The following is a 13,087-nucleotide window of genomic DNA, read 5'->3' on the forward strand; positions in this document are numbered from 1 at the left end:
TTTGGATAGGTGAAGCCGAAGGTGCTAAGTTTTGGTTATCAGTCTGCAATGACCTTAAAAATAGAGGGCTTGAAGACATATTGATTGCCTGTATGGATGGTCTAAAAGGACTTCCAGAAGCAATAAAAACGGTATATCCAGATGTAAGTATACAAACCTGTATAGTTCATCAAATTAGAAATAGTTTTAAATATATAGCATCAAAAGACCAAAAAGAATTTATGAAAGATTTAAAATCAGTTTACAAGGCATTTAATGAAGAAACAGCACTCTTGAACTTGGATTCCTTGAAGGAAAAATGGTATCAAAAATATTCAGTAGTAATAGATTCTTGGTATAATAATTGGAGTAATTTATCAACATTCTTTGCATACCCAGAAGATATTAGAAGAATTATATATACTACAAATGCACTGGAAGGTTTTAATAGGCAACTTAGAAAATATACTAAAGTCAGAACAGTATTTCCTACAGATGAGTCACTTAGAAAATCATTATACCTATCAACTATGAAAATTATTGAGAAATGGAACTCTCCAAATCAAAATTGGTCAGCTACATTAGGTCAACTTACAATAATGTTTGGAGATAGAATTCCTAAAAATTATATAATATAATTTTTTTAAAATAATGGTACATTTAGTGTATAAAAACCTAAATTTAACATACAATAAATGTGTATAAAATACCATTATTAGTATTTCCTGATAATAAAAAAATATTACTAGAATTGAAAGTTTCCAGTAATATTTAGTAGCAAAAATATATATTTACACAAATCTATATACATTCTCAAAATATCTTAAGTATAACAACCTACCCCAAATTAATCATGTATATTTATAAGGGAGTGCCTTAAAATAGCTTTATTTTGTTAATGGCACTCTCTTATTATATTTTTTAAATTGTACTCTTTATCAGATGCTAGTATATAATCTTATTTATTTAAGAATCAGTACCCTAATAAACAACTTAAACATTTTCTTAATGAATTATGACTGTTGTTGTATCTGGTATATTATCGTATATCCACTTTGCATTTTCCGTACTTAATCTTATACATCCATGACTAAGAGCTTCACCAAGTCTGCCGTCTATTATATAACTTCCTGTTGAATCATATAGTACAGAATGATAGTAATACCCACCTTTAATTCGAGTAGCATACTTAACTGAATACTCATCTGTTCCAAAAGAAGGTTTTCTTCCACTTATATAAAACATACCTGTTATAGTTGGAGTCTCAGGCTTACCTATGGTACATTGCCACTTATAAAGTTGTCCCCAGCCTCCATTATCTTTCTTAAAAATATAAGTATATTTATTTCTAAGGTCTGTTACAATTAGATAATCACTAGTACTTTTAATATTATTTTCATTAACAAATTTAATCATATCAGTATAAAAATCCTTATAATCTAATTCATTGGGTTTATTTCCATCAGTTGATAAAAAATAATTAAAAACATATCCTGTTTTATCGTCATATACAACCTTACTCCAATCTCCATCTACTTGAATGACCTCAACCCTAGATTTTTCAGGAATCACTGTAATTATATTGGAAGTTGTAGACTTATCTTCTCTTAAGTTTAAGTTACTCCAAGCATATTTACTTACTGATACCAAATCCTTATACACGTATCCTTCTTGAGAATTGTACATCACCTTAATCCATTCATCTTCCTCATCTAATACCTCCATTTTAGCTCCCTGAGGTATTACAGTTATGATACTTGAATTAGTAGACTTAGCAGACCTCAAATTTACATTTGCTAAAGCATATTTATATATAGGTGCTCTGTATTTTTTAATATTTAGCTTAGTTAATTTCACACATATCCATCCTCTCATATGTCTTTTTACAACATTTTATGAAATTCGATACGTATTCGTTCTCTTATTTTCAAACTTTGCTTGTATATACTAGTAATATTGCTACATATATACTTATATATTCTCACTTATATTCATCTATTTATTTAAATTTACGATATTGCAATCTTTAATATACTCTTCAATTATACCTCTAGCTACATTAAAATAACTTATACACTTATCAATTATAACTGCATCACTACTAACTACTCTATCTAACTTTTCCAGCACAACATCTGCATTTTTTACTAGTTCTACTTCAGTTTCAATTCCCCAAGTTTTGGCGTGTTCCAATATCTTATACTTTAAATTCCCTGAGTTAGAAACTGGAGCATCTAGGTAAAATTTAAGATTCTGTGCATTGTATTTATTAAAAAATTTCCCTATCAAATTCAAAGCTTCTTCTGTCTTATCTATAATCTTATAAGTTCCCCTAAGACCTGCTAAATCTCTTATATTGCCATCACTGCCTATTACTAAAGTCCCACCAGATAACGCTACCTCTATAGCTATTATCAAATTAAAACCATCTATATGCATAATTCCTTCTTTGATTTTATCTAGAGAAATCCTCTTTGATTGTCTTATCATATTTTTTTCACTAGTACATACTGCCCTTTTTAATGCATCTCTTTGTCTTATAGAAAACTGGTATCTATCACCAACAAAGGTAACAACTGGGTCTATTTTGTAATCCCTATTTATTAACCATTCGATTTCTTCCTTTGCTTTTATAAGCCTTATTAATTCTTTACTCGAAAACCACCTTTTATCACTCACATCAAAACCTCTTTTAGATACCTTATTCATATAATTTCACCACCTTACTTTAAACATCCCACCCTATTACATTAAATATGGAGTATTTAAACTTTTAAAATAATTCTTGATGCTATTTCTTATCCATTTAAATTATACAATATTTAAATTATACAATTTAACTCCAATTTATAATACAAAATAATAAATTCTACATTATATTTATAACTTTGCAACATAAAAAGGATACTATTAATAATTTATTGTAGTATCCTTTCTATAAAATCTATTTATAATGATAATTTTAGGCTTTATATATTAAATTTATGCTATACTTCTTTTATCATATTAGGAGATAGAATATCATTAAGAGCTTCTGTCATAGTTGGATGTGCATAAACACGGTCTCTTAAATATGTATACTCTACTTCTAAATCTACAGCTAATTGAATTAAATGTATAATCTCACTTGAATCTTCACATATCATAGTAGCTCCAAGTATCTTATTTGATTTTTTGTCTATTACAATTTTTATAAACCCATCTGTCTTACCAATCTGCTTAGCTCTTGGAATTGCTTCAACTGGCATCTTTGCTACTAATACTTCATATCCTTTTTCCTTAGCTTGCTTAACATTAAGTCCAACTCTTGAAAATGCTGGGCTTATAAATATAGAATTTGGTATGTTTTTTCTATCACTAGTTGTTCTAGTCTTATTTCCAAATAGCTGATTAATAATTATACGATAATCATCTAATGAAATGTAAGTAAATTGTGGACCTCCATTTATATCTCCTATAGCCCATATATGCTCTTTATTAGTCTTAAGAGCATCTGATACTTTAATAAATCCTCTTTCATTTAATTCTATACCTGCATTTTCTAATCCTAGACCTTCAGTGTTTGCCTTTCTTCCTGTAGCCACAAGTATCATATTACTTGCTAATTCTTTAAATTTACCATCTACTTCATATTCTACTATAGCTAATTTAGAAACTTCTTTAATCTCTTTTATCTTTGCATTATTTATAATTTTTACATTTCTCTTTTCAAGTAATTTTATTATTTCTTCGGAGTCTTCAGTATCTTCATTTGGTAAAATACCATTATTGGAATTTAGTATTGTAACTTCTGCTCCAAATGAACTGTAAATACCAGCAAACTCTAGACCTATAAAACCAGCTCCTATTATTGTCATTTTTTTAGGTAGAGTTCTTAGATTCATAAGAGACTCACTATCATATACTATATTCTTATTCTCAACACCTTTAATATTAGGTATAAATGGTCTTGAGCCAGTATTAACAAATATCTTATCTGCTACTAACTCATAAATTTCAGTTTCATTTTTAACTTGAACCGTCTTTTCATCAATAAAAGTTCCCATTCCTGTAAATATAGTTACATTGTCATTTGAATTTAATTTATTATAGTTAGCTTCTCTAAGTTTTGTAATTAAAGTTTCTTTCTTATCTATAGCTTTCTCATACTCAACTTGAGCTTCATCCCAAGAATTTATATAGTTTGCCTTTACACTATTTGCTGAATTCTCCAAGCTTTTAGTTGGTATACATGCCACATTTATACATGTTCCACCGTACATCTTGTTTGACTTTTCTATTAAGGCTACTTTTAATCCTCTGTTTGCCAAATCTCCTGCTAATGTTTTTCCACCTTTTCCAAATCCTATTATTATTGCATCAAATATTTTTTTCATATAATTCAACCCTTTCCTGTGTTATTTATACATTTACTATAACAAGATTATATGGATAGCACAATTAGGCACTTTTTTGTAACCTTACATTTATTTATAAGTTTATACTTAAAGATTTTAATTTACTTGTTTCTCTGATTTTCAATAAAAGATGCCATAGTCTCTTTATCCATAGCTCCTGGAATATACTGAGTTACATATCCTTCTTTATCAATTATAAACGTAGTTGGAAAAGCATTAATTCCATATTGATATGCTAATGCTCCATCTTCATCAAGCGCAACTGGGAAAGTATATCCTTGTTCTTTTAAGAAGTTAACAACATGTTCCCTCGAACCCTCTCTACCTAAGTTAGGTGAAGCTACTCCTAAGATTACTACATCTTCATTATTTTTCTTATAGTCTTTATATAATTGTTCTATATGAGGCATTTCTTCTTTACATGGAGGACACCATGTAGCCCAGAAATTTAAGAATACAACTTTACCTTCATAGTCACTTAATTTATGTGTTTTACCATATTGGTCTGTTAAAGTAAAATCAATAGATTTTATCCTATCTTCATCATTAGCCCCTGTATCATTGTCTTCATTATTAGAGTTTTTTTGACTATCATTATTACTTGAGTTTTCTTCTTTATCATTAGAATTTTCTCGTTTATTCTCTTCTTGCTTACTTTCAATTTTACTATTTTGTGACATATTAAAATGTTTGCTTATACTTCCAAACCCATTTACCATCATTAATATACCTGACACTATAAGTATAAGTCCACCTATTTTTTTAATAATTTCCATATTGGACTTTATTTTATCTATAGCTTTAAATAGTTTACTGTAAAACATAGCTGTAATTATGAATGGCAAAATAAATCCAACAGTATATACTGCTATTAAAAGATTGGCACTAAGATGATTACTTGAACTTGAAACCATTACTAATACAGATGCCAATATTGGACCAATACAAGGTGTCCATCCAAAACTAAATGTAAAACCTAATAAAAAAGCTGTTATTGCTTTCATTTCTTTAAACTTCACATTAAATCTTTTTTCTCTATTTAATATTGAAGATTTAATTATTCCCATATAAAATAATCCCATGATAATAATTATAATCCCACCAATGAACATTATTAAATCTTTATTCTCATTAAAAAACATACTCAATACTCTTACTGATGAACCTAATATAAAAAATGTCGTTGATATTCCAAGAACAAAGAATATAGTATTTTTAAATAGAGAACTTCCTATAAAGCTTATCTTTCCTTCTTTTAGATTATCTACACTGCTATTTGACAATATACTCAAATAAATAGGTAAGATTGGCAATATACATGGTGAAAAAAAAGATACTATACCTTCTATAAATACTAAAAATAAATTTACATTTTGCAAACTAAAATTCCTCCTTATTTTGTTTTCAATATTACAATCTTATTTTCAAATCAGAATCTAATTAAAAAATTATGTAACTTTAATACCTTTTTATACTCATCGTTTAATTGAATCCTTATTAATTCGAGAACAAATTCTATGATTTATTTATTACAATTTAAATTTTTATTGCTCCACATAATCATTTTTTCCATAACAGGAAGTAACAGTAATCCTGATTCACTTAAAAAATACGTTGACTCTACAATATTATTAACCATCTTTTTTTGATTGACTATAATTCCTTGTTCAATTAAAAAATCTAATTGTTGAGTTAACATTTTCTTGCTACATTCTGGTATAGCTCTTTGTAACTCTCCAAATCGTTTTTTATCTTTTTGTATTTCCCATATTATTATAGCTACCCACTTTTTACCCAATATACTTGATAAAGCCTCTACTGGACAATCATATATCATATCATCTATGTTGTACATTTTATTCTCCTCTTTTCTTTATTTAATTATTAGATAAGCTTTTATAGAAGTGTATTTACAAACTCCATAAATACACCTATCTTTACTTAATTAAAATTTTTATTGTATATACACATACAACCAACTATTTTAGGTCTTATGTAACTAATATATCAGTTTTATAAATACATAACAATTGGTCACTTTTTTGTAACTACATAAAAATATATTTGATTTCATACAAAAAAGAGTGCCTCATAAACTAAAAAGTTCATCTTGAGACACTCACTTGAATAATAAACTTATTTTTACACTTATAAATCTAATAATATTGAAATAACATCAAAAGGTGCTATTTCATATACTTGTTCTTCTTCTAACTCCTCTATTGCATTTACTATTTTCCCGTTTCTACTTTTAAATATTTGCTCATCTAATATTATTTTCTTACTAGTTGGGTTTTCCAATCTTATTACAAATTTTTCTTTACTATAGTAAGAAGGATAACATGCTGACACAAGATAGTTTTCTGGTAAAGATATTATTTCCAATTCTCTACTTACAGATTTTTCAACAATTGATTTTTGAATCTTATTATCTATACGATATAAAAAGAAATTGTAGTCTTGTAATTGATAATTTACACATTCCTGTAGATAATTATGAGTTAAACTTGCAACTTCTGATTCATCAAATGGTTTGGAACTCATATATATTGCAAATGAAAATTCTACTTCTTTAAGTATTTGAGCTTTCTCGGTTTTAATTCTTATATGACCCTTTTTAGTTGTGTCACCAGAAGCACGCCCCGGTCTATATAATAAATCAGGCTTTCCTAGTTCATCTGTAGTAGCAAGCAAGGTCAATGCAATTTCATCTTCAACATGTTGATACTCTTTTATTCCTCTAGTAAATACAGTACAACTTCTATTTTGATTTGTCAGCGTAATATTGCTTTCCAAAGGCTCTAAATCTACAGGCATTTCACTATAAATATCTTCCCAGTTGTCTAAAACTCCATTTTCTCTTGTTATGTATCCAAATGGTAATGATGCTATGTTTTTATTATCTTTTATACCAGTTTTTACATGAACACGTAGTCTATGACTATATACTGTATTATCAACACAAAGTTTTATATCTATCAATGGATTCTCTTTTGATAAGATAATACTCGCTTTTACATTTAATTTTCCATTAAGATGTTTGTTTTTTCTATCTTCTAGTGTCAATGGTAGCAAAGTAGTACCTTCAACCACTATTTTTTCATATCCTAAAGTTTTTTCTGTAGACACTTTATCAAATAATAGTTTTATATCCTCATCATCTTTCAATGGAGAAAAATCATAGGTGTCTCCAGCATTTCCACTGTCCCTTAATGTTAAAAAGTTTGATATATAAGTTTCATCTTTAAGCTGTAAATTTAAGGCTCCATCTTTATATATTACCTTATAGTTATCATTAGATATAAAAGTATCATTAGATTTATTAAGTGACAACATCTCTTCATTACTCGATTCAAAACTAATAACTTTATATCCAAGTGCAGGAAGCTTTACATTTATTCTTACTTTTAATATATAATAACCTGGTTCTTCAATAAATATATTACCAGCAGGTGTTTCTTCTAATACGTTTTCTCTTGGCTTAACATAAGTTTCTTCAATTATAGTTGCATCTAAATTATCTCTAAAACAAATATTTTTACTATCACTTATAACTTGTATCTCTTTATATCCATTAAAAATTTTAGCTTCTGTATTAAATAATAAAATATCATTTTTAGATAGTTTTAGACCTTCTGAAATTTTTTTAACAATAGTATTTTCAATACTGTCACATATTTCATTTGCTTCTCTTATACGGTGAAGAATATCATCTGTTACAGTATCAGTTACACATCCAGCTAAACTATCGTGTGCTTGTCCTTCTAAAAGTTTTTTCCATGTATCTATAAGTAATTGATTGCTTATTTCAATTTTGCTCTTTTTAGCAATCACTAACAACGGTTCTATTCTTTTAATCAGCTTATTTTCTAGTTTGTCACATGCTAATTTTATGTCCATTCTACTAGAACCAATTGATTTATGTATTCTTGCCAGTACAGGCTCTCTAAATTCACCTCTATAACTTTCTAATGACTCTATTGATTTTACATATTTCAAAAACGCTTGATATGAACTTGTTATATATGAATACTTTCCAATGTCATTAATCGCTTTAATTTTATTCTTAAAATCACCAATTATATTTAGCTGGTCATTTCCTGAAGGTATTAATACTTCATCTACATCACTATATGATTTAATAAAATCAATAGCTGGGTCTAAACGTCCATTAACATACTTTAATGAAGGTTCTAACAGCATACCAGTTCCATATCCATGTGGCATATTTACAGCATATATATAACTTTCTCCATTTAAACTTTTCCATTTAAAATATGGTGATTGAACTTGTTTACCAAGATGTATACCTCTCCAAAAGAATATATTGTCAATACCTACATGCTTTAATAATATAGGCATCTGGGCATTAAATCCAAATGTATCTGGCAAATACCCAATTTTCATATACTTACCATATTTTTTACTTTCAAAAATTCCAATCATTAAGTTTCTTAAGATAGACTCTCCTCTAGCAAAGAATGCATCTGTTTGAGTAAACCATGGTCCAATATGTAATCTTTCTTCTTTTATTAACTTTTTAATAATTTCTATCTTTTCTTTGTGTAATTGTACATAATCATCCAAAATAGAAAGTTGTCCATCAAGTACAAAACTTACATCTGGATTACGTTCTAGTTCGTCAATGATATCTGTAAATAGTTGTTCACTAAGTACTAATGCATCTCCAGAGGTAAAATACCATTCTCTATCCCAGTGTGTATGATTAACAATATGCGCTTTTATCATTTACTCTCCTCTGTTCTTTATATTTAAATTTAAGCTTCCCACTCTGCTTCGTCAAAATCATCATCATCAAATTCATCTTCTTCAATAACTGGATTTCCACGTAATACTATAACTAAACCAGCCACAATTATTGTTCCAACTGCTATTGATAATATATACATTGGCCAGTTTTCTACTGTAAACCACCCATAAAATCCACTAATTGGAGTTGCATTTACTGAACCTAATCCAACTGCCATAGCTGAAGCGATTGCAGTTCCAATTACACATGAAGGTATTACTTTTAATGGAGATTCTACTGCAAAAGGAATTGCTCCTTCACTTACTCCAATTAGCCCCATTATAAGAGATGATTTACCAGCTTCACGTAACTGCTTATTATATTTTTGTTTTGCCAATATAGTAGCAAGACCTAATCCTAATGGTGGTATAACGATTCCTACCATTGCAGCTGTATTAGGTGCATAAATTCCACTTGTTAATAATGCAAGTGAAGTAGTCAAAGCTGCTTTATTAACTGGTCCACCTAGGTCAACCGCCATCATAGCTCCAATAATCGCTGCCATTAGTATCTGATTTGTGCCTGATAACCCATTTAACCAATTTTCTAATCCTGTATTTAATGTTGCAAAAGGAATACCTATAACATAATTGATTAATATTACAGTGATTAAGGTTCCAAAGACCGGTACTATAAATATTGGAACTATTGAAGCTGCTGATTTTGGTAACTTGACATGATTTTTAATAAATAAACATGTGTATCCTGCTATTAAACCAACTGCCAAAGCACCTAAAAAACCTGCCCCTATATCTTTTGCAATCATCCCACCAACAAGACCTGGTACTATAGCTAATTTATCTGCTATAGAAAATCCTATAAATGCAGCAATTACAGGAAACATTAATCCTAAAGCAGTTCCCCCAAAGCCATCTAAATCATGTAATATTCTTACAATACTATTAGCATTTTCTGCATATTTTGCATCCCATATATCTGGTATGTTATAGAAAGAACCACCTACACGAGATATTGCCATTATCATAGCTCCTGCAATTACTAATGGAATCATATATGAAATTCCTGTTAAGACATGCTTTTTTAACTCAGAGACTATCTTTTTTAACATTATATTTCCCCCCATTTATTTAGTGTCAATTAACTTTAGTGCATCATTTATTACTTTCTCTGCATCCTTTATAGGAGCATTAACTGGTACTTCCAATATTTCTTTACCTTCAAAACGTTCAGCATTTCTAACTTTAGTATCTACTGCAAATATTACTACTTCTGCAATTTGTGCATCTTTTGCAGTTAATTCATTGTCGATACCTGTAGCTCCTTGTGTTTCAACTTTTATAAGGTGTCCCATCTTTTTTGAAGCTTTCTTTAATGCTTGTGCTGCCATATATGTATGTGCAACTCCTGTTGCACATGCTGTTACTGCTATAATTTTTCTTTTCATGTCTACATCTCTCCTTCATTAAATATATTAATTATTTCTTGTGCTGAATTAGCTAATTTTAGTGCATCCACATTATCATCATCCATAAGCTTAGTTGCCAATTTAGATAATAATACAAGATGATTACTATCCTTATCAATATTACTTATAGCCAGTAAAAAAATATTATCTACTGGTTTTTCATCTAAAGCATCCCACTCAATCTTATTTTTAGTTTTTGCAAATATGATAGAAGATTTCTTGACAGCATTGCTTTTTCCATGTGGAATAGCAATACCATTACCAATACCTGTAGTTGCATGTTCTTCTCTTTCTAAAACAGACTTAACATATTCTTCTTCATTATCCACAATCCCATTTTCAACAAATATACCACTTAATTTTTTTATTGTTTCTTCCTTTGTAATTGTATTAAGATTAAAAACAATTTGTTCTTTTTTCAATACATCTGATATTTTCACTATATATTCTCCTCCATTAGCAAATCGTACACTTCTTTTGGTGAAGTTGCACTTAATATGTCATTTATATTTTTTTTATTGTCAATGAAGTCATAAAAAACTTCATATATTTCATCAAGCTCTAAGTTTTTGTCATTTTCTAATGAAATAAAGAAAATAACTTCTACATTTTCACTTCCCCATATAATAGGATTTTTTAAAGTTGCAACAGATATATTAGATTTTTTAATATAGCTAGGACTAGCATGAGGTGTAGCTATTGATTGAAAAGATGTATAAGATAAACGTTCTCTCTCAATTGCACTTTCAGCTATACCTTCTTTTGCAAAACCTTTTTTTACTAAGTTACCTGTTATACATTTAATTGCATCTTCATAATTTGAAACTTCCATATTTAATAAAATATTTTCTTCAAATATTAAGTTTTTGAAAGATTTATATTTCTTGGAAACATGCCTTGAAACATTCTGTATGTTTCTTTCCAATGTTCTTATATCACTTTCGTTTAAAATAGGGCTAACTACTATTGTTGGAATAGTTTCTAACTCTAAATAAATAGTACTTATTACCAAATCTGCATCAATTTTACTGGACACTAATTCTTGCACAGAAAGTATTTTTTCAATTTTTATCCTAGGGAAATATTTTTTTATTCTTGCAGATAATAATCTAGACGAACCTAGTCCTGTACTACACACCAAAATTACTCTAATATTTTGTGGAAGTTCTTTTATTCTTTCCCTAAAAGCTTCAAAATGTAGTGCTATATAAGCACATTCATCATCATTTATCCTAATATCATATATAAACTCAATTACTTTCTTTAAATCTAAAGCTTGTTCAAATGATAAAGAAAAGTTCTGTTTAATTGTGTTTACATATGGATTTTTAATACTAAGCCCATATGTCAATCTATTTATTGATGAATGGACATGCGTAGTCAATCCATCAATCAAATCCTTGTCATAGGCTGTCTCATACAATGTATTTTTAATAATTTCTCGAAGATTTGAGATATTATTTGTATTTGTCTCATAAGGATTAACTAAAGTATTTTTTAATTCAGTAGTTTCTCTATGTTGGTCAGCTGCTACTAAATGTAGATTTATATATCCAATTTCAGATTTTGGCAATAATATCGAAAGCTTCTCCTCTAGTTGTCTTGCTAAATAATTGGTATTTGACATTTGATTATTTTCTATATTCCCAGTATGCAAACTTTCTTCTATATATTCACCTCTTCTAATTCTCTCTACTGCTATGGCTAGATGAATAACTAATGACTGAAATTCATAATCAGAAAACTCAAATTCTCTTTCTCTACTGAAGTTCCTAAGAATATCTATAATTATAGATAAATCATCTTCAGAAAAAATACCATTTACATCTGCTTGTATCTTTTCAAATGCTTGATAAAAGCTTTCTTGCTCTTGCTTAATATACCAGTTTCTACTCCAAAATTTATGTATAAACTTAGCAGTAAGTTGCCTTTTATCTCTTTCACTTATATTTAACTTTATTCCCTTACTAGGTTTTTTATATATGGAAATTCCTTCATTTTTTAGCAGTTTTTCAACTTCGGCTAAATCTCTTTCAATAGTTCCACGACTTATATATAGTTCGTCAGAAAGTTGTTGTATAGTAATATAATCATTACTTTTTAACAGTACTGAATATATATAAATAACCCTCTCCTGTCTGGTTGTAGGAATTTGACTTCCTTTATTATCTAGGTAAGGAAGTATTTTTTTTAAATCTCCATCAATATAAACACCTATCTTAGGTTTCCTCACTAGAGAAAGACCTATCTTTTTAAGCACTGCTTCTACTTCTTTAAGAGATTTTGAAACTGTTTTTTCTGAAACATCTAAATCATCTGCTATTGCTTTTACAGTTGTATGACCTTCTTTTAATAAAAACTTTATTATTTTAATTTCACGATTTTGAATCATATCAGTTAACATTTTCAATTTTGCTCCTTCCCCTTGTCTTTATTTTAATGGAAAATGTTTTTCTAAAAAACTACTAATATTTC

Annotated in this window: 11 protein-coding genes; 1 reads left to right on the top strand and 10 read right to left on the bottom strand. The window is 28.5% G+C overall.

Translation table 11 applies throughout. The features are described from left to right. Window positions 1-617, top strand: a 617-nt coding sequence (locus IR152_RS06315; protein ID WP_227450942.1) for an IS256 family transposase, incomplete at its 5' end; no start/stop codon positions are given. A gap of 367 nt (window positions 618-984) precedes the next feature. On the opposite strand, the gene IR152_RS06320 is transcribed toward IR152_RS06315, so the two are convergent. The 10 genes from IR152_RS06320 to IR152_RS06365 all read right to left on the bottom strand — a co-directional run bounded on the left by IR152_RS06320 (window position 985) and on the right by IR152_RS06365 (window position 13,016). Next, window positions 985-1,854, bottom strand: coding sequence for a L,D-transpeptidase family protein (locus tag IR152_RS06320; protein WP_227450943.1), 870 nt, complete (start codon window positions 1,852-1,854; stop codon window positions 985-987). Between the two features lie 120 nt (window positions 1,855-1,974). Then, window positions 1,975-2,688, bottom strand: coding sequence for a DUF434 domain-containing protein (locus tag IR152_RS06325; protein ID WP_227450944.1), 714 nt, complete (start codon window positions 2,686-2,688; stop codon window positions 1,975-1,977). Between the two features lie 278 nt (window positions 2,689-2,966). Next, window positions 2,967-4,355, bottom strand: coding sequence for a dihydrolipoyl dehydrogenase family protein (locus tag IR152_RS06330; RefSeq protein WP_227450945.1), 1,389 nt, complete (start codon window positions 4,353-4,355; stop codon window positions 2,967-2,969). Between the two features lie 122 nt (window positions 4,356-4,477). After that, window positions 4,478-5,755, bottom strand: a complete 1,278-nt coding sequence (locus IR152_RS06335; protein WP_227450946.1) for a cytochrome c biogenesis protein/redoxin — start codon at window positions 5,753-5,755, stop codon at window positions 4,478-4,480. A gap of 143 nt (window positions 5,756-5,898) precedes the next feature. Beyond that, window positions 5,899-6,231: a winged helix-turn-helix transcriptional regulator gene (locus IR152_RS06340; protein WP_227450947.1), complete on the bottom strand. Its 333-nt coding sequence runs from the start codon at window positions 6,229-6,231 to the stop codon at window positions 5,899-5,901. 293 nt (window positions 6,232-6,524) lie between these two features. Then, window positions 6,525-9,125: an alpha-mannosidase gene (locus IR152_RS06345; RefSeq protein ID WP_227450948.1), complete on the bottom strand. Its 2,601-nt coding sequence runs from the start codon at window positions 9,123-9,125 to the stop codon at window positions 6,525-6,527. Between the two features lie 29 nt (window positions 9,126-9,154). Next, a complete protein-coding gene (locus tag IR152_RS06350) occupies window positions 9,155-10,255 on the bottom strand; it encodes a PTS fructose transporter subunit IIC (RefSeq protein WP_227450949.1) in 1,101 nt (366 codons plus the stop codon). 15 nt (window positions 10,256-10,270) lie between these two features. Continuing rightward, entirely contained in the window at window positions 10,271-10,591 is a 321-nt protein-coding gene (locus IR152_RS06355) for a PTS fructose transporter subunit IIB (RefSeq protein ID WP_227450950.1), read from the bottom strand. Window positions 10,592-10,593: 2 nt separating this feature from the next. Continuing rightward, window positions 10,594-11,052, bottom strand: coding sequence for a PTS sugar transporter subunit IIA (locus IR152_RS06360; protein ID WP_227450951.1), 459 nt, complete (start codon window positions 11,050-11,052; stop codon window positions 10,594-10,596). Continuing rightward, window positions 11,052-13,016, bottom strand: a complete 1,965-nt coding sequence (locus IR152_RS06365; protein ID WP_227450952.1) for a BglG family transcription antiterminator — start codon at window positions 13,014-13,016, stop codon at window positions 11,052-11,054. The genes IR152_RS06360 and IR152_RS06365 overlap by 1 nt, the downstream gene beginning before the upstream one ends. Window positions 13,017-13,087 lie beyond the last annotated feature (71 nt).

Source organism: Clostridioides sp. ES-S-0108-01 (genome assembly GCF_020662285.1).
GTDB lineage: Bacteria > Bacillota > Clostridia > Peptostreptococcales > Peptostreptococcaceae > Clostridioides.

Coding starts and splice junctions, on each gene's coding strand:
- IR152_RS06320 (WP_227450943.1), bottom strand. CDS start 1,854: ATGAGAGGATGGATATGTGTGAAATTAACTAAGCTAAATATTAAAAAA.
- IR152_RS06325 (WP_227450944.1), bottom strand. CDS start 2,688: ATGAATAAGGTATCTAAAAGAGGTTTTGATGTGAGTGATAAAAGGTGG.
- IR152_RS06330 (WP_227450945.1), bottom strand. CDS start 4,355: ATGAAAAAAATATTTGATGCAATAATAATAGGATTTGGAAAAGGTGGA.
- IR152_RS06340 (WP_227450947.1), bottom strand. CDS start 6,231: ATGTACAACATAGATGATATGATATATGATTGTCCAGTAGAGGCTTTA.
- IR152_RS06345 (WP_227450948.1), bottom strand. CDS start 9,125: ATGATAAAAGCGCATATTGTTAATCATACACACTGGGATAGAGAATGG.
- IR152_RS06350 (WP_227450949.1), bottom strand. CDS start 10,255: ATGTTAAAAAAGATAGTCTCTGAGTTAAAAAAGCATGTCTTAACAGGA.
- IR152_RS06355 (WP_227450950.1), bottom strand. CDS start 10,591: ATGAAAAGAAAAATTATAGCAGTAACAGCATGTGCAACAGGAGTTGCA.
- IR152_RS06365 (WP_227450952.1), bottom strand. CDS start 13,016: ATGTTAACTGATATGATTCAAAATCGTGAAATTAAAATAATAAAGTTT.